The sequence below is a fragment of the Streptomyces sp. NPDC050121 genome (assembly GCF_044460385.1).
Lineage (GTDB): Bacteria > Actinomycetota > Actinomycetes > Streptomycetales > Streptomycetaceae > Streptomyces > Streptomyces soliscabiei.
Genome location: NZ_JBITJV010000028.1, coordinates 46,553 through 68,347 on the forward strand (window position 1 = coordinate 46,553; position 21,795 = coordinate 68,347).

Consider the following 21,795-nt stretch of genomic DNA (forward strand, 5'->3'; position numbering starts at 1 on the left):
ATCGGGAACCCCGTTGTCAGTGGTGGGGTGCACCATGAGGGCATGGGCGTGAACATCGACATCGCGGGGCTGCGGTCGGAGAGGATCGCCGTCGTTCCTTCGCCCCTGGCCGAGCTCGGTCAGGCGCTGCATGCACTGTCCGAGCCGGGGCACCACCCCGGTCTGCAGGGCTGGGTCACCGGCGTCACCGCCCGGCTCGACCCGCGGCTGGCCGACCGGATGTGCGAGGCCGACTTCCTGTGGCGGACGACGTTCTCGGACCTCTTCCTGCCCTACGCGGGCATCCCGGGCCGCGGCACGCTCCCCGGAGCCACGCTCGCCGAGGAACTCGACCTCCTGGACAAGCTGACGGACGACGAGTTCGTGGACCTCGCCCTGGAGTTCACCTGCGCGCCCGGGTACGACCTGCCGAGCCCCAGCGTCCTCTCCGACCCCGCACTGCAGAGCCGCACCTTCGAACTGGCCGCCTCGCGCGGACCGCGCCAGGTGCGGTTCACCCGGCGGGTGCTCGATGACCCGCCACGCGTGCGTGCCTGGCTGAGGGAGTTCCTGGAGGACTGCGAAGAGGCGTTCTTCGCCGATGTCTGGGCCCGCGTGAGCCACACTCTCGCCGCGGACGCCCGCCACAAGACGGAGCTGCTGCGCCGCAAGGGCCTGGCGGAAGCACTCACCGCGATATCCCCGGCCGTGACGCTGGATGAGCAGGCAGCCCGGATCGTCGTCGACAAACTGGTCGACGGCCGCTGCACCACAGGCGACGGGGGCCTGTTGCTGGTGCCGACGAGTCTCGGCTGGCCGCACCTGGCGGTGCTGCACCGGTACGGCTGGCAGCCGGTGATCCACTACCCGGTCGGTTCGCCGGAGCTGGCGTCACCGCCGTCGGTGGAGCAGCTGACGCTGCGGCTGACCGCGCTGTCCCACCCGGTCCGGATGCGGATCTGCCGCCAACTGGCCCGCAGCGCCTACACCACGACCGAGCTGGCCCAGGTCCACGGTGTGACGGCCCCCGAGATATCCCGGCACCTCGGTGTCCTGAAGAAGGCGGGCCTGCTCACCACGCGCCGGCGCGGCCGGTACGTGCTGCACCAGCTCGACGTGACCGTGGTGGCCCGGCTGGGCAGCGACTTCCTGGAGGGGATACTCCGCTAGTCCTGTCCAGGTGGGCTCGTGGCAGCTCGTGGCAGCCGGGGGCCGTGTCAGCTGAGGGAGCTGTGACAGCCGAGGCCTTCAGCCGGGTGGGCTCAGTGGCCGCCCGCGCGGACGAGCCCCGTCTCATACGCCAGGACCACCACCTGGACCCGGTCGCGCAGTCCCAGCTTGGTGAGGATGCGGCCCACATGGGTCTTGACGGTCGCCTCGGACAGCACCAGCCGGGCCGCGATCTCCCCGTTGGACAGCCCCTGGGCGACCAGCACCATCACCTCGCGCTCCCGCTCCGTGAGCCGCTCCAGCCCCTTGTGCCGGGGTTCCTTGCCGGCACTGGGCAGCATCGGCGCGAACCGGTCGAGGAGCCGACGGGTGGTGGACGGGGCGACCACCGCGTCACCGCTGTGCACGGAGCGGATGGCGGCGAGGAGCTCGCCCGGCGGCACGTCCTTCAGCATGAACCCCGAGGCACCGGCCTTCAGCCCCGAGAACGCGTACTCGTCCAGGTCGAAGGTGGTCAGGATCAGCACCTTCGGCGGGTCGGGCTCCGCGCAGATGCGCCGGGTGGCCTCCACGCCGTCCAGCTTCGGCATACGGACGTCCATCAGCACGACGTCCACCTCAGTGGACCGCACCGCCTGCAAGGCCTCGACCCCGTCGCCCGCCTCCGCCACGACCTCCATGTCCGGCTGGGCGGCGAGCACCATCCGGAACCCGGTGCGCAGCAGCACCTGGTCGTCGACGAGCATCACGCGGATGGTCATGAGGTCCTCTTCCGTGGGTCTTCGCTGGATGGGCGCGAGGGTGGGGGCGTGACAGGTGTCAACAGGGGGCGTGCATCGGCGTCAATGCGCGGGTTTGAGCGGGAGCAGAGCGCTGATGCGGAATCCTCCGCCGGGCCTCGGGCCCGCGTCCAGGGTGCCGCCCACCATGCCGACTCGCTCGCGCATGCCGATCAGGCCATGGCCCGCACCGTCGGTGCCGCCCTCCTCGTACAGCTCGTGCGGGGCGCCCTTGCCGTCGTCCTCGACGAGCAGGCCGAGGCCGTCGTCGAAGTAGACCAGGCGCACGCTCGCGCCCGCGTTCGGTCCGCCGTGCTTGCGCGTGTTCGTCAGCGCCTCCTGCACGATGCGGTACGCCGTCAGCTCTACGCCGCTGGGCAGCGGCCGCGCGGTGCCCTCGACCTTGAAGTCCACCGGCAGACCCGAACCGCGGCACTGCTCGACGAGATCCTCGATCTGCTCGACGTCCGGCTGCGGCACGTACTCGCCGCCCTCCTGGTGCTCGCCGGTGCGCAGCACGCCCAGCAGGCGGCGCATCTCGGCGAGGGCCTGGCGGCCGGTGGAGGAGATCGTCTCCAGGGCCTTCTTCGCCTGGTCGGGCGCCGCGTCGAGGACATAGGCGGCGCCGTCGGCCTGCACCACCATCACCGACACGTTGTGGGCGACGACGTCGTGCAGCTCGCGCGCGATGCGGGCGCGCTCGGCGGCTACCGCGACCTTCGCCTGGGCCGCGCGCTCCTTCTCCAGACGGGTGGCGCGCTCCTCCAGTTGCGCGAAGTACGCGCGACGGGTGCGAATGGAGTCGCCCAGCACCCAGGCGAGGGCGAACGGCACCGTCTGGAAGACGATGACCGCGACCTGGCCCGGCACGCTGGCGTTCTCGTGGGGCCAGCGCACCTGCGCCAGGGTGGCCGCGCTCAGCGCCATCACCAGGGAGAGGCGGGAGGCCCAGCGGGCGCCGATCGCGGCAACCGTGTAGACGATCACCAGCAGGGCGGAGTCGGCCGCCGTGACGCCGACGTTCAGCACCAGCTGAGCCAGTCCGAGCACCGCGGCAAGCACGAGCATCTGCTCGGGCATGCGTCGACGCAACGCGATGACCAGGCACAACAGAAACACGACCGGCACCAGCAGCGCCATGGAGTCGGTGCCGCCGCGGTCTTGTCCCGCGGTTCCGGCAGCCGCGGAGATCCCGAACACGACGAGGGCCCAGAAGCCGTCGACCCAGGTCGGGTGTCTGCGGAGGAAGTCATAGAGGCGCTGCACGTAACCCAGCGTAGGGAAGGCCCATGCGTGCAGGGGTCAACCGGAGGGCCGATCCGGTCCGGGCGCGCGTACTCCGCAAGGTGGATGCCGTGATCACCTGTACGCCTACTCTGACCGGATGGTGGACGAGGTGACCGATCCGGGCGCGTGGCGCGGCTGGCGGGCGGCGACGCAGGCCGCGCTGTACGGCACGGACACGACGGGCGGCTTCTACCGGCGGCCCGAGGGTCCGGCCGGGCACTTCCGCACGTCCGTGCACGCCTCGCCGCTGTTCGCCGGGGCCGTGGCCCGGCTGCTGTGCCTGGTCGACGAGGCGCTGGGCCGTCCCGCCTCGCTCGACTTCGTCGACGTGGCCGCCGGCCGGGGCGAACTGGTCACCGCGGTGCTCGCCGCGCTCCCCGCCGACGTGGCGGCGCGCACGCGCGCGTACGCCGTCGAGGTCGCCGGCCGCCCCGAGGGCCTGGCTCACCGGATCGAGTGGCTGCCCGAGCCTCCACGGCAGGTCACCGGGCTGTTGTTCGCCAACGAATGGCTGGACAACGTGCCCGTGGAGGTCGCGGAGGTCGACGCCGCGGGGGTGGCACGGCTGGTGCTCGTCCGGGGCGACGGGGTCGAACGGCTCGGGGAGCCGGTGTCCGGCGCGGAGGCGGCTTGGCTCGACCGCTGGTGGCCGTGGCCGTCGGCGCGCGAGGAAGGGCTCCGCGCGGAGATCGGGCTGCCGCGGGACACCGCGTGGGCGTCCGCCGTCGGCTGCGTCGTACGGGGGCTCGCGGTGGCGGTGGACTACGCGCACTCGGCGGACGCACGCCCCCCGTTCGGGACGCTCACCGGCTTCCGGGAGGGCCGTGAGACGGCGCCCGTGCCGGACGGGTCCTGCGACATCACGGCCCACGTCGCGCTGGACGCGTGCGCGCAGGCGGGCGAAAGGGGCGCCCGCGCCCGCCTGCTCACCCAGCGCGCGGCGCTGCACGCCCTGGGCGTGACCGGCGCACGCCCCCCGCTCGCGCTCGCCTCCACCGACCCCGCGGCCTACGTGCGCGCCCTCACGAGCGCCGGAGAGGCCGCCGAGCTCACCGCGGCGGGCGGCCTGGGCGACTTCGGGTGGCTCCTCCAGCCGGTTGGAATTCCGGACCCGCTCGCCACCGCGGTGTGATCCCTACTTGTCGATGTCTCCGACCACGAAGAACATCGACCCCAGGATCGCCACCATGTCCGCGACCAGCGTGCCCGGCAGCAGTTCGGTGAGCGCCTGGATGTTGTTGTACGAAGCCGAGCGCAGCTTCAGCCGGTACGGGGTCTTCTCGCCCTTGCTGACGAGGTAGTAGCCGTTGATGCCGAGGGGGTTCTCGGTCCACGCGTACGTGTGCCCCTCGGGTGCCTTGAGGACCTTCGGGAGCCGCTGGTTGATCGGGCCGGGCGGCAGGTCGGCGAGCCGGTCGAGGCAGGCGTCCGCGAGGTCGAGCGCGTTGTGCGTCTGCTCCAGGAGGCACTCGAAGCGCGCGAGGCAGTCGCCCTCGGTCCGGTGCACCACCTTCAGGGTGTCCTGCAGCTCCCCGTACGCGAGATAGGGCTCGTCGCGGCGCAGGTCGAAGTCGACGCCCGAGGCCCGCGCGATGGGCCCGCTCACGCCGTACGCGTGCACGTGCTCCGGCGCGAGGACGCCCACGTCCCGCGTGCGCCCCCGGAAGATCTCGTTGCCGAGCACGAGGTCGTCGAAGACGTCCATACGGGAACGCACCGCGGCGACGGCGCCACGCGCGCGCGTGGACCAGCCGGCCGGGATGTCCTCCTTGAGGCCCCCGACGCGGTTGAACATGTAGTGCATGCGCCCGCCGGAGACCTCCTCCATGACGTTCTGGAGCACCTCGCGCTCGCGGAAGGCGTAGAAGACCGGTGTGATGCCGCCCAGTTCCAGCGGATACGACCCCAGGAACATCAGGTGGTTCAGCACCCGGTTCAGCTCGGCGAGCAGCGTGCGGGTCCACACCGCGCGCGGGGGCACCTCCATGCCGAGCATCCGCTCCACCGCGAGGACCACACCCAGCTCGTTGGAGAACGCCGACAGCCAGTCGTGACGGTTGGCCAGCATGACGATCTGGCGGTAGTCGCGGGCCTCGAACAGCTTCTCCGCACCACGGTGCATGTAACCGATCACCGGCTCCGCGTGCCGGATGCGCTCGCCGTCCAGCACGAGCCGCAGCCGCAGCACACCGTGCGTGGAGGGGTGCTGGGGACCGATGTTGAGCACCATGTCGGTGCTCTCCGCGGCACCGCCGATCCCGACCGTGGTCTCCGTCGTAGGAGTCATGCATCACAGTCTCCCCTACGTACGCTGGCTGCATGGAAACGGGGAGCCCTGGGGGCCTGGAGTGGACGGACAGCGGATCGGCCGGACCCGTGTGGACCGGACTGCCGTCGGGGCTGCTGCGGATGCGGCGACTGTTGCTGGTGGTGTGGCTGGGGCTGGCGGCCGTCGGCATCGGGCTGCCGCTCGGCCTGTTCGCCGGCCCCGCGTGGGCGGCGTTCGCGGTGCTGCCGCTGGCCGGCATCGGCTGGGGGTGGGTGCTGCTCGGCCGCAACTGGCGCTCCTGGCGGTATGCCGAGCGGGCCGACGACCTGCTGATCAGCCGGGGTGTGCTGTGGCGTGAGGAGACCGTCGTGCCCTACGGACGCATGCAGCTCGTGGAGGTCACCTCGGGTCCCGTCGAGCGGCACTTCGGGCTGGCCAGCGTCCAGCTGCACACCGCGGCCGCCGCGACCGACGCGACCATCCCGGGCCTGGACCCGGCCGAGGCGGAGCGGCTGCGCGACCGGCTCACCGAGCTCGGCGAGGCCCGATCGGCGGGACTGTGACGACGCCGGGCGTCGAGGACGACGTCCCGCACACGCCCGACGAGGCGAACGCGTACGGCATATCGGGCGGGCCCGCACCCGGCGCCCGTCCACAGCGGCCCGTCACCGAGCGCAGGCTGCACCCCGTCACGCCGTTCCGGCGGGCGTGGGCGCCGATCGCGGTCCTCGTCGGATGGGCGGTGCACGATCCGAACCAGGCGCAGGAGCAGCTGACCCGGCTCACCACCACGACCCTGCTGATCGCGCTCGCCGTCCTCGTCCCGGCGGCCTCCCTCTACGGCTTTCTGACCTGGTGGTTCACCCACTTCGCGGTGACGGACAGCGAACTGCGCATACGGACCGGCCTGCTGTTCCGGCGCACCGCGCACATCCGGCTGGAACGCATCCAGGCGATCGACGTCAGCCGGCCGCTGCTGGCGCGGATCGCGGGCGTCGCGAAGCTCCGGCTCGATGTGGTCGGCGCCGAGAAGAAGGACGAACTCGCCTTCCTGGGCGAGGAAGAGGCCCGCGTGCTGCGGGCGGAGCTGCTCGCGCGGGCGGCCGGTTTCGCCCCCGAGTCGGCGCACGAAGTGGGCGAGGCGCCCGCGCGCGAGCTGTTGCGCGTTCCGGCGCGCAAGCTGGCGATCTCCCTGCTGCTGACCGGCGCGACCTGGGGCGCGCTGGCCGCCGCGCTCGTCGTACCGCCGGTCCTGTGGCTGGCCACCCACAGCGTGTGGACGGTCCTCGCGACCGGCGTGCCGCTGCTCGGCGCGGCGGGCGCGAGCAGCGTGGGACGGTTCGTCGGCGAGTACGACTGGACCGTGGGCGAGTCCCCGGACGGGCTGCGGATCGACCACGGGCTGCTGGACCGTACGCACGAGACCGTCCCGCCCGGGCGCGTGCAGAGCGTGCGGATCGTCCGGCCGCTGCTGTGGCGGCGGCTCGGCTGGGTGCGCGTCGAGCTGCATGTGGCGGGCTCGGCCAACTCCGTGCTCGTGCCGGTCGCCCCGCGCGAGGCCGCGGAGGCCGTCGTCGCGCGCGTGCTGCCCGGGGTGAGCGTCCCGGCCGAGGAGTCGCTGTCGCGCTCGCCGCGGCGGGCCGGGCGGTGTGTGCCGGTGTGGTGGCGGGGCTACGGGATCGCCGTCACGGACAGCGTGTTCGCCGCCCGGCACGGACTGCTGCGCCGCAGCCTGACGCTCGTGCCGCACGCCAAGGTACAGAGCGTGCGGCTGACACAAGGGCCCTGGCAGCGCCTGTGGCGCCTCGCGGACGTCCATGTGGACACGGGAGCCGGCAAGACCGTCACAGCCCGCCTGCGAGACGCACAGGAGGCCGCGGAGCTGCTCCGCGGCCAGGCCGAACGATCACGGACCGGGCGCCTGGACGCCCGGCCCGACCGGTGGATGGCTTAGGACTGCCCGACAGCGGGTCGTCAGGAGACGGCGCTGCGCAGCCCCTGGAGGTCGATCACCTCGGTCTCGTCGTGGGCGGTCAGGTCGATCACCTGGCCCACGCCGCGCGACGCCTCGTCGACCGGCTTGAACTCCGCCTCGGACTCGGCCTTGTGCAACGCGAGGGCCTCCTGGCCGACGACGTCGGCGAGGTCCTCGTTCTGCACCGACTCCAGCGTGTCGGACGACGACGCGCTCTTCGTGCCGAAGAAGTCGAACCCGCCCTCGGCCGTCGGACGCCGTACGGGCTGCGTGGCCGGTACGACGGCCACGGCGGTCGGCACGGCGAAGTGGCCGGAGGGGCGCTGCACGGGAGCGGCGGGACGGCGGACGAGCGCGGAGCCGACCTCGGCGGCGGGCGCGGGGGCGGCCGGGGCGGGGGCCGGCGACGGCTCGGGCCGCGCGGGCTGCGCCTCGTTCACGCCCTGCGCGCGAGTCACGCCGACCGCACCGGCCGCGTCGTTAGCCTCATGCGCCTCGTTCTCCTCAGTCGCCTCAGTCGCCTCATGGGCCTCGTCTGCCTCGGCAGAGGTCTCTTCCGAGGCGTCCTGCTTCGCCTCGTCGCTCTCCGCGACCTCGTTCCGCGGAGCCGGGATGGCCTCGTCAGCCGTGTGGGGGGCGACCGCGCGCGCGTGCTCGTCGGCCGCCTCGGGCTTCCCCTGCGCCTCGTCCTCCTGCGCGGCCTCCGCCTCGCCACCGCCGGCGGTGACCTCCACGGAGTTTGTCCGCGCGGGCTCCTCCTCGGCGTGGTCCTCGCTCTTCGCGGGCTTGGCGGAGTCGGTGTCGAACCGGGCCAGCGCCACCTGCGCCCGCAGGAACAGCTTCGATCCCTCGGGGGAGAAGACCGCCGGGGCCTTCGGCTCCTCCTCTGCCGACTCCCCGGAGTCCGCCGACTCGACGGACTCGACCACCTCCGGGGTCTCCTCGGCCTTCTCGGCCTTCTCGGCCTTCTCGGCCTTCTCGGCCTTCTCGGCCTCCTGCGCCTCGGTCTCCGTCTCGACGGCGTCCTCGCGCTCGGTGGCCTCGATGTCCCGCGCGGCGGGCGTACCGGTCGGCTCGGCGTCCTGCGCCGTGCGCGCGGCAGGCAGTGCGGGCGAGGGAGCCGCTTCTATCTCGAGCAGACGGCGGCCCTCCAGGGCGCTGGCGCGCTCGGTCTCCGCGGTGGCGTAGCGGCGCAGCAGCGCGGCGTGCTCGTTGCGCAGGCCGGCCAGTTCGGCGCGCTTGGACCGCAGCCGCTGCTCCAGCTTGACGCGCAGCTCACGCGATTCGTCGAGGTCGCTCTCCAGTTCGGCGACGCGTTCCTCGTAGCGCCATTCGTCACCGGCACGCGCGCGCGTGAGGTCGGCGACCTGCTTGCCCGCCTGCATGTCCCAGCGGCGCATCACGACCGCGCCGACGATCGCCGTCGCCGCGGCGGCCGCGGCCAGACCCCGGAGCACCGTCGGCTCCGTGAACACCCAGGGGCCTAGGGCGCAGAGAAGGGAGACGCTTGCGATCGCCGAGGGAGGCAGCAGCCTGTGCAAAGGTGGGGAATGGCGGTGACGTCCACGTGGCATGGCCAGAAACTTACCGCGCGTAGGCGAATGTTGGCGCCCCGCCCCGCAAAAACACGGCCATACCGAAGTCTTCACAGGGCATCGGCAAACAGCGCTGCCGTCGAATTCGACGGGAAGCAAGATCATTTCTGGTCGGAGCCGCCGAAGGGCGCTGTCACGGGCGCCGTCACCGGTCGCCCAGCCGCCCGCTGATCCACTGCAGCACCGGCGGGATCTCCCGCCGCCACGTGTTGAAGTTGTGCCCGCCGCTGTCCAGGACGATCGACGAGATCCGGGTTTTGCCCGTACCCTTCGCCAGCGCTATGAACTTCATCGTGGCCTTGTAGTTGGATTCTCCAACCTTGCTGGTGGTGACGAGCAGCGAGGTATTCGGACCGGGGCGATTCTTCAGATACCAGAGCAAATCCGCCTCGTTGCGCAGCGTCTTGTTTCCGTGGAAGAGATCGCCCGTGGTCGGGTCGCTCGGTGCCTTGTAGTACGCCGAAAGGCCCACACCGGCCGCGTAGACCTCCGGGTGGTGCATCGCCAGCTTCAGGGCGCAGTAGCCGCCCGTGGAGTCGCCGATGATCCCCCAGTTGCCGGGCTTCTTGCCCACCCTGTAGTGGGCCGTCACGGCGTCCGGCAGGTCCTTCGCGAAGAACGACTCGGTCTGCGGCCCGCCCGGGATGTCCACGCACTCCGTGTCCCGCGGCGGCGCGACCGTCGGCCGCAGCATCACCAGGATCATCGGCTGCATCCGCCCGTCCTTGGCGAGCTTCCGCGCGGTGCTCGGGTAGTGCAACTTGTTGACGAGCGCCTCCGCCGTACCGGGGTACCCCGTCAGGATGACGGCCGCGGGGAACGTACGCGTGCGGTACGCCGGGTCGAAGTACTCCGGCGGCAGGTACACGTACGCGGTCGTGGCTATGTGCGTCGTCCTCCCGTTGACGGCGACCTTCTGGACCTGCCCGCCCACCTGCGGCCGCCCGCTGCCCCCGCCGTCCACGCGCCGCGTGTCGACCACCTGCAGCGGTCCCGCCGGGCCCCCTCCCGCCGCATGGTCGACGACCACGCCCTGGTCGGTCTCCTTGCCGAAGAGGTCCGCCCAGCTGGCGTAGAAGCCGAAGGCCTGGTTGGCGGAGAGCCCAACCGACGCGAACAGCGCCAACTGGGTGGCGAGCAGCAGGCCGACGCGGCCGCTGACGGCCAGCCAGCTGCGCCGGGCCAGGCGCGGCCACAGCCACACCGTGCCGACGAACAGCGAGAGGGCGAACAGCACTGACAACAGCAGCACTTTGTTGCTCGTGAGACCCACGGTGGTTTCCTGCCTGCTCTCCGTCGGGGAACACGCCCGTCCCCCCGACTCCTTCGCGAGGGCTTGTCCCAGACTTTCCTTGGCTTTTTCAGTGGCTTTAAGGAGACGAGTGAACCTCTTAGCCCAAGACACCGTCCTAGAGGGCGCAATGTCGCCGGATGCCCGAATCGGCACCGGGTTCAAGGTCTCTCGCGGAACTACGGGATGCGATGTCTGTCACGGAAGATGGGGAAATGTCGGGCGGGGTTCCGCACCGATCAAGCCGGGTGCGGCAGATAGTGCGAGGTCCGCGCCCCGAGTCCGTACCTGCCCTCGTCGGCAGAGCGTGTGCCCTCGTGGGTCTGCTGGACGTCGCCGCGGGTGTCTTCCCGCGGTTCCGGCACAGCCGTATGCACACCTTCGCCGAGGTGCTGCCCGGCTCCTTCGGGCCCTTCGTGGCCGCGCTGTCGCTGAGCGCCGGCGTCCTGCTGCTGCTGCTCGCCCACGGCCTCAAGCGCAGCAAGCGGCGCGCCTGGCGTGCGGCGGTGGTGCTGCTTCCGGCGGGCGCGGTCGCACAGTTCGTGTACCGGCACTCGATCGTCGGCGCGCTCATCTCGGTCGCGCTCCTGGTGCCCCTGCTGGTGCACCGCGACCAGTTCGCTGCGCTGCCCGATCCGCGCAGCCGCTGGCGCGCGCTGGCCAACTTCGTCCTCATGGGAGCCGGCTCCCTCGGTCTGGGGCTGATCATCGTCAGCGTCCACCCCAACCGCATGATCGGCGACCCGAGCCTGGCCGATCGCATTACGCACGTCCTGTACGGCCTCTTCGGCTTCGAGGGCCCGGTCGACTACCAGGGCAACACCTCCTGGACCGTCGCCTTCTCGCTGGGCGCCCTGGGCTGGATCACCGCGGTGACGACGATCTACCTCGCGTTCCGCCCCGAGCACCCGGCGGCGCGCCTGACCGAGGAGGACGAGACCCGCCTGCGCGCCCTGCTGGACAAGCACGGCCGCCGCGACTCCCTCGGCCACTTCGCCCTGCGCCGCGACAAGGCCGTCGTCTTCTCCCCCAGCGGCAAGGCCGCCGTCACCTACCGCGTCGTCTCCGGCGTGATGCTCGCCAGCGGCGACCCCATCGGCGACGTCGAGGCCTGGCCCGGCGCGATCGAACGCTTCATGGACGAGGCCAAGGCCCACTCCTGGACGCCGGCCGTCATGGGCTGCTCCGAGACCGGCGGCGAGGTCTGGACCCGCGAGACGGGTCTGGACGCCCTCGAACTGGGCGACGAGGCGGTGGTGGACGTAGCGGATTTCTCCCTCGCCGGCCGCGCGATGCGCAACGTGCGCCAGATGGTCAAGCGCATCGAACGCGCCGGTTACGAGACCCGCGTACGGCGCGTGGGTGACCTCGGCGAAGCCGAACTCGAGCGCGTCCGCCGCGCCGCCGAGGACTGGCGCGGCACCGACACCGAACGCGGCTTCTCCATGGCCCTGGGCCGCATCGGCGACCCGGGCGACGGCGACTGCCTCATCGCCACCGCCCACAAGGCCGACGAGACCCCCGGCGAATACGGCGACCTGAAGGCGATCCTGCACTTCGTGCCCTGGGGCCCCGACGGCGCCTCTTTGGACCTGATGCGCCGCGACCGCTCCGCCGACCCCGGCATGAACGAGCTGCTCATCGTCGCCGCGCTCCAGGCCGCCCCCAAGTTCGACATCACGCGCGTCTCGCTGAACTTCGCCATGTTCCGCTCGGCCCTCGCCCGCGGCGAGAAGATCGGCGCCGGACCCGTCCTGCGCGCCTGGCGCGGCCTGCTGGTCTTCCTCTCCCGCTGGTTCCAGATCGAGTCCCTGTACAAGTTCAACGCCAAGTTCCAGCCCCGCTGGGAACCCCGCTTCGTCGTCTACCGCAACTCCGGCGACCTCCCCCGCATCGGCTTCGCCGCCATGCAGGCCGAAGGCTTCGTCGATCTCGCCCTCCCCCTGCCGCGTTTCCTGCGCCGCCGCACCACCGCGGCACGCGCGTGTGCGCACACGATGGCGGAGAGAGACGTACGGGCGGCATAGCCGCACGATGGAGGTAACGGGACCCGGGCCCGGGCCGCACCGCGGCCCGGGCCCTTCCTGGGCCTACGCTGAACGTATGAGCAAGCAGAGCGGACGCGGGCGCGTCGACGGCCTTCCGGATTGGGACCGCTGCGCGGTCATGGGGGTCGTCAACGTGACCCCCGACTCCTTCTCCGACGGCGGCCGCTGGTTCGACACGACGGCCGCCGTCAAGCACGGCCTCCAGCTCGTCGCCGAGGGTGCGGACCTGGTCGACGTCGGCGGTGAGTCCACCCGCCCCGGCGCCACCCGCGTCGACGAGGCCGAGGAGCTGCGCCGGGTCGTCCCCGTCGTCCGCGGTCTCGCCTCCGAGGGCGTCGTCGTTTCCGTCGACACGATGCGCGCCTCCGTCGCCGCTCAGGCCCTCGCGGCCGGCGCCGCCCTCGTCAACGACGTCAGCGGTGGCCTCGCCGACCCGGCGATGATCCCGGCCGTGGCGGACGCGGGCGCCCCCTTCGTGGTCATGCACTGGCGCGGCTTCCTGGAGGGCGGCAACGTCAAGGGCGTCTACGCCGACGTCGTCGCCGACGTCGTGGACGAACTGCACGCGCGCGTGGACGCCGTCCTCGCGGGCGGCATCTCCCCGGACCGCATCGTCGTCGACCCGGGCCTCGGCTTCTCCAAGGAGGCCGACCACGACCTCTCGCTGCTGGCCCACCTCGACCGTCTGCGGTCCCTCGGCCACCCGCTGCTCGTCGCCGCCTCCCGCAAGCGTTTCCTCGGCCGCGTCCTCGCCGGCCCCGGGAGCGCGCCGCCGCCCGCGCGCGAGCGCGACGCCGCCACGGCCGCCGTCTCCGCCCTCGTCGCCCAGGCCGGCGCCTGGGCGGTCCGCGTGCACGAGGTACGCGCGACGGCGGACGCGGTACGCGTCGCACGCGCCGTGGAGGAGGCGCGCGAGGCAAGCGACACGCCCGACACGCACAACACTCAGGACGCGCACCCCGACGCCCACCGTCCGCACGGCCCGCACGGCGCAGAAGGAGCCCGGTGAGCGCCCCCCACACCGATGTCGAGCAGGTCGAGGCCGCCAACACCGCCTTCTACGAAGCACTGGAACGGGGCGACTTCGAAGGGGTGTCCTCGCTCTGGCTCGCCCCGGCCGACCTGGGCGTGGACGAGACCTACCACGACCCGGCGGACGTCGGCGTGATCTCCTGCGTGCACCCCGGCTGGCCCGTGCTGACCGGCCGCGGCGAGGTCCTCAGGTCGTACGCGCTGATCATGGCGAACACCGACTACATCCAGTTCTTCCTCACCGATGTGCATGTCTCCGTCACCGGCGACACCGCGGTCGTGACCTGCACCGAGAACATCCTCAGCGGCGGCCCCGCGCCGGAGGCCGGCGAGGAGCTCGGGCCGCTCGTCGGCCAGCTGGTGGTCGCCACGAACGTGTTCCGCCGCACGTCCGACGGCTGGAAGCTGTGGTCGCACCACGGATCTCCGGTGCTGGCCGAAAACGACGAGCCCGAGGACTCCGAGGACGAGGACACCCCCTCCTGAACGGGTAGAGGACCCACAGGAACCAAGAAGTGGTTGGAATCACGAACCCATGGGTAGGCGCGGCTACCGACGTGTGAGCCGCCGGGCGCCCCAAGGAAAACACCCGGTGAACACTCCTGGCTCCGACCCGGGCCACCGCGGCCGGGGCCAGGGTCTGTCAGTGCTCGCAGGTAGATTCGTTCGAGGGCCGGGGCGTTGCCCGCACCCGGTACGCACCGGCCGAACCGACGACTGCAGGAGGATTCGCGTGGATCGTGTCGCGCTGCGCGGCCTGAAGGCCCGCGGGTACCACGGCGTGTTCCCCAAGGAACGCGAGGAGGGCCAGACCTTCATCGTGGACCTCGTCCTGGGCCTGGACACCCGACCGGCCGCCGCCGACGACGACCTGGCGAAGACCGTGCACTACGGCATCGTGGCGGAGGAGGTCGTGGCCGTCGTCCAGGGCGACCCCGTCGACCTCATCGAGACGCTCGCCGAGCGCATCGCCCAGGCCTGCCTGAAGCACGAAGGGGTCCAGGAGGTCGAGGTCTGCGTCCACAAACCGGACGCCCCGATCACCGTCCCCTTCGACGACGTGACCGTCACCATCACCCGGAGCCGTGCATGACCGCGTTCTTCACCGGGGGTCAGAGCGACCCGACCGTACAGCCGGTACCCGCCTCCGTCGTCGAGAAGGTCGACGCCGCCGACACCACGCTGCACAACCCGCAACGGGCCGTGATCTCCCTCGGCGCCAACCTCGGCAACCGTCTGGAGACCCTCCAGGGCGCCATCGACGCCCTGGAGGACACCCCGGGCGTCCGCATCAAGGCCGTCTCCCCGGTGTACGAGACCGACCCGTGGGGCGTGGAGCCCGGCAGTCAGCCGTCGTACTTCAACGCGGTGATCCTGCTGAAGACGACCTTGCCGCCGTCCTCGCTCCTGGAGCGGGCGCACGCCGTCGAGGAGGCCTTCCACCGGGTGCGGGACGAGCGCTGGGGTGCCCGCACCCTCGACGTCGACATCGTCGCGTACGCCGACGTCGTCGACGACGACCCGACCCTCACGCTCCCCCACCCCCGCGCCCACGAACGCGCCTTCGTCCTCGCCCCCTGGCACGACGTGGAGCCCGGGGCCCAACTCCCCGGGCGCGGCGCGGTCGCCGACCTCCTCGACGCCGTCACCCGCGAGGGCATCGCGGCCCGCAAGGACCTGGAACTCCAGCTGCCCGAGTAGTCGTTAAGGTCAGGAAGACCACTGCCCGCGTGCTGTCCGCGCCCGCGGGCTCGGGGGAGCTGAAGGGACACCGTGAGAGAGCTGCGCATCAGGGTGCTGGCCGGCGTGTTCGTCGTCGCCGCGATCCTGTCCTGGGCGGGTGCCCGCCTCTGGAACTCGATCGGGACCCTACCCAGCGTCCCGCTGGCCGCCCCCATCGTGCTCGCCCTGATCGCCGTGGTCCTGCTCGCGACGGCGTTCTCGCTGCGCGGGCGTCTCAAGGCCCAGCGTGAGCGGCGCCCCGAGGCCAAGGGAGTCGACCCCTTGATGGCGGCCCGTGCCGTCGTCTTCGGTCAGGCCAGCGCTCTGGTGGCCGCCCTGGTCTCCGGCATGTACGGAGGCACGGGCGTCTTTCTCCTGGAGTCCCTCGACATCCCGGCCCGTCGCGATCAGGCCATCTACGCGGGCTTCTCGGTCCTGGCGGGCATCGCGGTCATAGCGGCGGCCATCTTCCTGGAACGCGTCTGCAGGCTCCCCGAGGACGACGACCACCAAAACGGCGCAGCGTCGACGGCGTGACGCCGCGCGTGCCCACGCAGGCGGAACAGGCGGGGCAGGCTGGCGTCAGTCCGCCATGATCAGGCTCATCGCCTCGTTGCGCGTCGCCGCGTCCCGCAACTGCCCGCGGACCGCCGAGGTGATGGTCTTGGCACCGGGCTTGCGAATACCCCGCATGGACATGCACATGTGCTCGCACTCGATGACGACGATCACACCGCGCGGCTCCAGGATCCCCATCAGGGAGTCGGCGATCTGCGTGGTGAGACGTTCCTGCACCTGCGGCCGACGAGCGTAGACGTCCACGAGGCGGGCCAGCTTCGACAGGCCGGTGATCTTCCCGCTGGTGGAGGGGATGTAACCGACGTGGGCGACGCCTCTGAACGGCACCAGATGGTGTTCACAGGTGCTGAACACTTCGATGTCCTTCACGAGCACCATCTCGTCGTGCCCGAGGTCGAACGTCGTGGTCAAAACGTCCTCGGGCTGCTGCCACAGCCCCGCGAATATCTCCTTGTACGCCCGCGCCACCCGCCCCGGCGTCTCGCGGAGGCCCTCACGGTCCGGGTCCTCGCCGACCGCGATCAGCAGTTCGCGTACGGCGTTCTCGGCGCGCTTCTCGTCGAACTCGCCGATGGAGCCTTCACCGTCCAGCGTCACGGGGTCGGTCATCTGGTGCCTCGTTCCTGTGCGGGTTCGCGCGTGTGGGGCACGCGCCTCATCTGCGGGCATAGAGCATCGGTCATACGAAATGCCGCGCCCCCCAGGCTAGGTCCTGGGGGGCGCGGCATCCATTCCGGGCCTGGTGGGGCTCCCGGAGCCGGGTCAGCTCTCCGGACGGTCCTCCGGGGCGGGCTCGGCCACCGGGCTGGACTCCACCGCGGTGGACTTGGCGGTGGAGATCGCCGGCGTCGCGCCGTTGGCGCCGTTCGTCAGTGCGAGCTCCTTGGGGGAGAGCACCGGCGGACGGGTGGAAGGCGTGCGCCGCGAGGAGCCGGTCCAGGCGGGCCGTGCCGGGCGCTTGACGATGGCCGAGAAGATCTCGGCGATCTGCTCCTTGCCCAGCGTCTCCTTCTCCAGCAGCTGAAGCACCAGGTTGTCGAGGACGTCGCGGTTCTCGACCAGGATCTCCCAGGCCTCGTTGTGCGCGTTCTCGATGAGCTTCTTGACTTCCTCGTCCACCAGGGCGGCGACCTCTTCCGAGTAGTCGCGCTGGTGAGCCATCTCACGGCCGAGGAACGGCTCGGTGTTGTCGCCGCCGAACTTGATGGCGCCCAGACGCTCGGTCATGCCGTACTGGGTGACCATCGCCCGCGCGGTCGCCGTGGCCTTCTCGATGTCGTTCGCGGCGCCCGTGGTCGGGTCGTGGAAGACGAGCTCCTCCGCCGCTCGGCCGCCCAGCATGTAGGCCAGCTGGTCGAGCATCTCGTTGCGGGTGGTGGAGTACTTGTCCTCGTCCGGGAGCACCATCGTGTAGCCGAGGGCACGGCCGCGGGACAGGATGGTGATCTTGTGGACCGGGTCGGAGTTCGGCGAAGCCGCCGCGACCAGGGCGTGACCGCCCTCGTGGTACGCGGTGATCTTCTTCTCCTTGTCCGACATGATCCGGGTCCGCTTCTGCGGGCCCGCGACCACACGGTCGATCGCCTCGTCCAGCATGTGGTTGTCGATCAGCTTCAGGTCCGAGCGGGCCGTCAGCAGCGCGGCCTCGTTCAGCACGTTGGCGAGATCGGCACCCGTGAAGCCGGGGGTGCGGCGGGCGACGGCGGACAGGTCGACGTCGGGCGCGACCGGCTTGCCCTTCTGGTGAACCTTGAGGATCTCCAGACGGCCCTGCATGTCCGGGCGGTCGACCGCGATCTGGCGGTCGAAGCGGCCGGGGCGCAGAAGGGCCGGGTCGAGGATGTCGGGCCGGTTCGTCGCGGCGATGAGGATCACACCGCCCTTGACGTCGAAGCCGTCCATTTCGACGAGCAGCTGGTTCAGCGTCTGCTCGCGCTCGTCGTGACCGCCGCCGAGGCCGGCGCCGCGGTGGCGGCCGACCGCGTCGATCTCGTCGACGAAGACGATCGCCGGGGCGTTCGCCTTGGCCTGCTCGAAGAGGTCACGGACTCGGGAGGCACCGACACCGACGAACATCTCGACGAAGTCGGAACCGGAGATCGAGTAGAAGGGGACGCCCGCCTCGCCGGCGACGGCGCGCGCGAGCAGGGTCTTGCCGGTGCCGGGAGGCCCGTACAGGAGCACGCCCTTGGGGATCTTGGCGCCGACGGCCTGGAACTTCGCCGGTTCCTGGAGGAACTCCTTGATCTCGTGGAGTTCCTCGACGGCCTCGTCCGAGCCGGCGACGTCGGCGAACGTCGTCTTCGGGGTGTCCTTGGTGATGAGCTTGGCCTTGGACTTCCCGAAGTTCATGACCCGGGAGCCGCCGCCCTGCATCTGATTCATCAGGAACAGGAACACGACCACGATGAGAACAAAGGGGAGCAGGGACAGCAGGATCCCGACGAAGGCGTTCTGCTTCGTCGGCGAGACCGTGTAGCCGTCCGGAATCTGCTTGTCCTGGTATTTGGTCTGCAGCGTGTTGGCGATGGTCACGCCCTGATCGCCGATATAGCTCGCCTGGATCTTCGAGCTGCCCTCGATCTTTGTGCCGTCCTTGAGCGTGGCCTTGATGGTCTGCTCGTCACCGGTGGTGAGCTTGGCCGACTCGACCTTGTTGTCGTTGATCGCTGCAATGACCTGGCCTGTGTCCACCGTCTTGTAGCCGCCGGACGAGCCGACGACCTGCATCAACACGACCACGGCAAGGACGGCCAGCACGATCCACATGACCGGCCCACGGAAGTATCGCTTCACGTCCATCCATACGGAGCGGTGTCGCCCCGTCCCTCCTGCCATAGTGAGTTTGATAAGACAGTTCTTCTGACGGTACCCCAGCTTTGTCGCGCGAAGCCGCACGGGACGGCTGGCGCACCCGTCTGCATGCTCCAACGGCGAGAGGGCCGCAGGGGTTCCCGATCTTCGTACGGGGCTTGGGCCCTTCGGGTTCAGCCGCCGTAGACGTGGGGCGCGAGCGTACCGACGAACGGGAGGTTGCGGTACTTCTCGGCGTAGTCGAGGCCGTAGCCGACGACGAACTCGTTGGGGATGTCGAAGCCGACCCACTGCACGTCGATGGCGACCTTGGCGGCCTCGGGCTTGCGCAGCAGCGTGCACACCTTCAGGGAGGCGGGCTCGCGCGAGCCGAGGTTGGACAGCAGCCAGGACAGGGTCAGGCCGGAGTCGATGATGTCCTCGACGATCAGGACGTGTTTGCCCTTGATGTCGGTGTCGAGGTCCTTGAGGATCCGCACCACACCGGAGGACTGGGTGCCCGCGCCGTAGGACGACACGGCCATCCAGTCCATGGTGACGGGGGTGGACAGCGCTCGGGCGAGGTCGGCCATGACCATCACGGCGCCCTTGAGGACGCCGACGATGAGCAGGTCCTTGCCCGCGTACTCCGCGTCGATCTTCGCGGCCAGCTCGGCCAGCTTCGCGTCGATCTCTTCCTTGGTGATGAGCACCTCTTTGAGGTCGGTGCCCATGTCTTTCGCGTCCACCCGCATCACTTTCGGTTGTCCCACCGGCCACCGGGACCGCCCACGACCACGTAAGCGGTCCTGCCGGAGGGCCCGGATTCAGCCTTGCCGAATCACCAGTCTGCCACCCTGGCGCTGGGCGACGACTTTGCCGGGGAGATTGATGACTCCCTGGCCGCGCCAACCGGTGATCAGCCGGTCGACCTCCTCGATGTGCCGGGCGAAGAGGGAACCGGCTGGGGCGCCCGCCTCGATGGCGGCACGCCGCAGGATCCGGCGGCGTACGGCGGGCGGCAGCGCGTAGAGCTTGGCGCACTCCAGGAGGCCGGCTGCGTCCCGTACGGAGGACTCGGCCTGGCCGGCCCAGGCGTCGAGGGCGTCGGCGTCGTCGCGGGAGAGCTGGGCCGTACGGGCGAGGGCTTCGACGACGCCCTTGCCGAGGGCTTTCTCCAGGGCGGGCAGGCCCTCGTGGCGCAGCCGGGAGCGGGTGTAGGCCGGGTCGGCGTTGTGGGGGTCGTCCCAGACGGGCAGGGACTGGACCATGCAGGCCTTGCGGGCGGTCTGCCGGTCGAGCTGGAGGAAGGGGCGGCGGTAGCGGCCGCCGGCCCCCGAGACCGCGGCCATGCCGGACAGGGAGCGGATGCCGGAGCCGCGCGCGAGGCCGAGGAGGACTGTTTCGGCCTGGTCGTCGCGGGTGTGGCCGAGGAGGATCGCGGCGGCGCCGTGGCGTTCGGCCGCGGCGTCCAGGGCGGTGTAGCGCGCGTCGCGGGCGGCGGCCTCGGGGCCGCCTGCGCGGCCGACGGACACGGCGGTGGACTCGACCGGATCGAGGCCGAGTTCACGCAGTCGCAGGACGACTTCCTCGGCGCGCAGGTCGGAGCCGGGCTGCAGGCCGTGGTCCACGGTGACGCCGCCGGCGCGGATGCCGAGCCGGGGGGCCTCGAAGGCGAGGGCGGAGGCGAGCGCCATGGAGTCGGCGCCGCCGGAGCACGCCACGAGCACGAGCGGCGACGGCGGGCGCTCGTGCGGGCTTGCCTCGGGGGCGGGGTGGTCGTTGAGGATGTCGTGAAGGACGCGGCGGACCGCCAGGCGTATCGCCGCGACCGCAGGATGGGGACCCATTGTCCGGTTCCCTTCATGAAGTTTTCGGGGGTGAACCCGAGGATCGGTCACTCAGAGTGTGTAGATGGTGACAGAACCGGGCCGTTCCCTGAGCATTGCACGCCTACCGAGGGCTCACGGTCCCTCGGACGGGTGATTGAAGGGGCGTTCGCCTGCCGACGGCCGGATTCGGTTCACCACCTGTGTCCGGGGTTCACGACTCGGCCTTGCGGTGCACCCGCGCGACCCAGTCCGCCGGTTTGGCGATCTCGGCCTTGGTCGGAAGTGTGTTCGGGGAGGTCCATACGCGGTTGAAGCCGTCCATGCCGACCTGGTCGACGACGGCCCGGACGAAGCGTTCGCCGTCCCGGTACTGCTTGAGTTTGGCGTCCAGGCCCAGCAGTTTGCGCAGGGCGAGGTCCAGCCGGGAGGCGCCCTTGGCGCGGCGCTGCTGGAACTTCTCGCGGATCTCGGCGACCGTCGACACGACTTCCGGTCCGACTCCGTCCATGACGAAGTCGGCGTGACCCTCCAGGAGGGACATCACGGCGGTGAGGCGGGCGAGGATCTCACGCTGCGCGGGCGTCTGCACGAGTTCGACCAGGGAACGCCCGCCGTCGTCCTCCTCGCCCTCGGGTCGGCCGCCCGCGAGCGACTGGGCGGCTTCCCGGACGCGCTCCAGGAAGGTCATGGGGTCGACGTCGGTCTCGCCCAAGAACGACTGGATTTCGCCCTCCAGGTGGTCGCGCAGCCAGGGCACGGCGGAGAACTGGGTGCGGTGCGTCTCCTCGTGGAGGCACACCCACAGGCGGAAGTCGTGGGGCTGTACGTCGAGTTCGCGTTCCACATGGACGATGTTCGGCGCGACGAGCAGCAGCCGGCCGCCGCCGCCCGCGCCCGCGGGCAGTTCGCGGGTGGCGGGCGCGAAGGTCTCGTACTGGCCGAGGACCCGGGAGGACAGGAAGGACAGCAACATGCCGAGTTCGACGCCGGTGACCTTGCCGCCGACGGCGCCGAGGACCGCGCCGCCGGGGGTGTTGCCGCGGCGCTCCTGCATCTTGTCGAGGAGGGGTTTGAGGATCTCCCGGAAGCCCGCGACGTTCGCCCGCACCCAGCCGGGGCGGTCGACGACGAGGATCGGGGTGTCGTGGATGTCCTCGGTGCCCATACGAGTGAAGCCCCGGACGTGTTCCTCCGAGGCCTTGGCGTGTCGGCGCAGTTCGGCGACGACGGCACGGGCCTCGTCACGGCTGACCTCGGGTCCCGGCCGTACCAGGCGGGTCGCGGTCGCCACCGCGAGATTCCAGTCGACCATCCCCGAAGATGCGGCACCACCGATGCTCGTCATGCGTCAACCGTACGTGAGCGCCGCCGTTGGGGGCAGGCCGCAGGCGGCCGGTCAGGGAGATGTCAGGGTCGGGGCCGGGGTGGCTCGGGGGTGGTGGGC

Annotated in this window: 20 protein-coding genes; 10 read left to right on the forward strand and 10 right to left on the reverse strand. The window is 71.0% G+C overall.

What is annotated here, in order from left to right; translation table 11 throughout:
* The first annotated feature begins 42 nt into the window (after positions 1-42).
* Positions 43-1,149: a DUF5937 family protein gene (locus tag ACIBTS_RS33700; RefSeq protein ID WP_399324471.1), complete on the forward strand. Its 1,107-nt coding sequence runs from the start codon at positions 43-45 to the stop codon at positions 1,147-1,149.
* 92 nt (positions 1,150-1,241) lie between these two features.
* Here ACIBTS_RS33700 and ACIBTS_RS33705 read toward each other — a convergent pair whose 3' ends face one another.
* Both ACIBTS_RS33705 and ACIBTS_RS33710 read right to left on the reverse strand, forming a co-directional pair.
* Positions 1,242-1,910 (reverse strand): response regulator, encoded by a 669-nt coding sequence (locus tag ACIBTS_RS33705; RefSeq protein WP_399324473.1) that lies wholly within the window; start codon positions 1,908-1,910, stop codon positions 1,242-1,244.
* 81 nt (positions 1,911-1,991) lie between these two features.
* Positions 1,992-3,194 (reverse strand): sensor histidine kinase, encoded by a 1,203-nt coding sequence (locus ACIBTS_RS33710; protein WP_399324474.1) that lies wholly within the window; start codon positions 3,192-3,194, stop codon positions 1,992-1,994.
* 118 nt (positions 3,195-3,312) lie between these two features.
* Here ACIBTS_RS33710 and ACIBTS_RS33715 point away from each other — a divergent pair, with 118 nt between their 5' ends.
* Positions 3,313-4,347 carry an SAM-dependent methyltransferase gene (locus ACIBTS_RS33715; RefSeq protein ID WP_399324476.1) on the forward strand — a complete coding sequence of 345 codons (1,035 nt, stop codon included), beginning with the start codon at positions 3,313-3,315 and terminating at the stop codon, positions 4,345-4,347.
* Positions 4,348-4,350: 3 nt separating this feature from the next.
* Here ACIBTS_RS33715 and ACIBTS_RS33720 read toward each other — a convergent pair whose 3' ends face one another.
* Positions 4,351-5,502 (reverse strand): NADH-quinone oxidoreductase subunit D, encoded by a 1,152-nt coding sequence (locus tag ACIBTS_RS33720; protein ID WP_079660690.1) that lies wholly within the window; start codon positions 5,500-5,502, stop codon positions 4,351-4,353.
* 32 nt (positions 5,503-5,534) lie between these two features.
* Between ACIBTS_RS33720 and ACIBTS_RS33725 the strand changes: the two genes are divergently transcribed.
* Together ACIBTS_RS33725 and ACIBTS_RS33730 are read left to right on the forward strand one after the other, a co-directional pair.
* Positions 5,535-6,047 (forward strand): PH domain-containing protein, encoded by a 513-nt coding sequence (locus ACIBTS_RS33725; RefSeq protein ID WP_399324477.1) that lies wholly within the window; start codon positions 5,535-5,537, stop codon positions 6,045-6,047.
* Positions 6,044-7,438: a PH domain-containing protein gene (locus ACIBTS_RS33730; protein WP_399324479.1), complete on the forward strand. Its 1,395-nt coding sequence runs from the start codon at positions 6,044-6,046 to the stop codon at positions 7,436-7,438. Before ACIBTS_RS33725 ends, ACIBTS_RS33730 begins: the two co-directional genes overlap by 4 nt.
* 20 nt (positions 7,439-7,458) lie before the next feature.
* On the opposite strand, the gene ACIBTS_RS33735 is transcribed toward ACIBTS_RS33730, so the two are convergent.
* Both ACIBTS_RS33735 and ACIBTS_RS33740 read right to left on the reverse strand, forming a co-directional pair.
* Complete coding sequence (locus ACIBTS_RS33735) at positions 7,459-9,033, reverse strand: hypothetical protein (protein WP_399324481.1); 1,575 nt, start codon at positions 9,031-9,033, stop codon at positions 7,459-7,461.
* Positions 9,034-9,199: 166 nt separating this feature from the next.
* Positions 9,200-10,327 (reverse strand): alpha/beta hydrolase, encoded by a 1,128-nt coding sequence (locus ACIBTS_RS33740; RefSeq protein WP_399324483.1) that lies wholly within the window; start codon positions 10,325-10,327, stop codon positions 9,200-9,202.
* Between the two features lie 233 nt (positions 10,328-10,560).
* On the opposite strand from ACIBTS_RS33740, the gene ACIBTS_RS33745 reads away from it, so the two are divergent.
* From ACIBTS_RS33745 to ACIBTS_RS33770, 6 genes are all read left to right on the forward strand, one after another.
* Positions 10,561-12,372 carry a phosphatidylglycerol lysyltransferase domain-containing protein gene (locus ACIBTS_RS33745; protein WP_399324485.1) on the forward strand — a complete coding sequence of 604 codons (1,812 nt, stop codon included), beginning with the start codon at positions 10,561-10,563 and terminating at the stop codon, positions 12,370-12,372.
* A 76-nt stretch (positions 12,373-12,448) separates the two neighbouring features.
* Entirely contained in the window at positions 12,449-13,402 is a 954-nt protein-coding gene (gene folP, locus ACIBTS_RS33750) for a dihydropteroate synthase (protein ID WP_399324487.1), read from the forward strand.
* Positions 13,399-13,911: a nuclear transport factor 2 family protein gene (locus ACIBTS_RS33755; RefSeq protein WP_319675849.1), complete on the forward strand. Its 513-nt coding sequence runs from the start codon at positions 13,399-13,401 to the stop codon at positions 13,909-13,911. Before folP ends, ACIBTS_RS33755 begins: the two co-directional genes overlap by 4 nt.
* Positions 13,912-14,158: 247 nt before the next feature.
* Positions 14,159-14,518, forward strand: coding sequence for a dihydroneopterin aldolase (gene folB / locus ACIBTS_RS33760; protein ID WP_079660698.1), 360 nt, complete (start codon positions 14,159-14,161; stop codon positions 14,516-14,518).
* Positions 14,515-15,126, forward strand: a complete 612-nt coding sequence (gene folK / locus ACIBTS_RS33765; RefSeq protein WP_399324491.1) for a 2-amino-4-hydroxy-6-hydroxymethyldihydropteridine diphosphokinase — start codon at positions 14,515-14,517, stop codon at positions 15,124-15,126. Before folB ends, folK begins: the two co-directional genes overlap by 4 nt.
* A 72-nt stretch (positions 15,127-15,198) precedes the next feature.
* On the forward strand, positions 15,199-15,684 hold the full coding sequence (locus tag ACIBTS_RS33770) for a DUF3180 domain-containing protein (RefSeq protein WP_319675847.1): 486 nt from the start codon (positions 15,199-15,201) through the stop codon (positions 15,682-15,684).
* Positions 15,685-15,729: 45 nt separating this feature from the next.
* Here the strand turns inward: ACIBTS_RS33770 and folE are convergent, their stop codons facing one another.
* From folE to ACIBTS_RS33795, 5 genes are all read right to left on the reverse strand, one after another.
* Positions 15,730-16,335, reverse strand: a complete 606-nt coding sequence (folE, locus tag ACIBTS_RS33775) for a GTP cyclohydrolase I FolE (RefSeq protein WP_079660701.1) — start codon at positions 16,333-16,335, stop codon at positions 15,730-15,732.
* A 153-nt stretch (positions 16,336-16,488) separates the two neighbouring features.
* Complete coding sequence (gene ftsH, locus ACIBTS_RS33780; protein WP_399324494.1) at positions 16,489-18,528, reverse strand: ATP-dependent zinc metalloprotease FtsH; 2,040 nt, start codon at positions 18,526-18,528, stop codon at positions 16,489-16,491.
* Between the two features lie 185 nt (positions 18,529-18,713).
* Positions 18,714-19,274 (reverse strand): hypoxanthine phosphoribosyltransferase, encoded by a 561-nt coding sequence (hpt, locus tag ACIBTS_RS33785; RefSeq protein WP_079660703.1) that lies wholly within the window; start codon positions 19,272-19,274, stop codon positions 18,714-18,716.
* Between the two features lie 72 nt (positions 19,275-19,346).
* Positions 19,347-20,369, reverse strand: coding sequence for a tRNA lysidine(34) synthetase TilS (tilS, locus tag ACIBTS_RS33790; protein WP_319675845.1), 1,023 nt, complete (start codon positions 20,367-20,369; stop codon positions 19,347-19,349).
* 193 nt (positions 20,370-20,562) lie between these two features.
* The gene (locus ACIBTS_RS33795) at positions 20,563-21,696 is read right to left on the reverse strand and encodes a zinc-dependent metalloprotease (RefSeq protein WP_399324497.1); all 1,134 of its coding nucleotides are present in this window, start codon (positions 21,694-21,696) and stop codon (positions 20,563-20,565) included.
* Between the last annotated feature and the right edge of the window lie 99 nt (positions 21,697-21,795).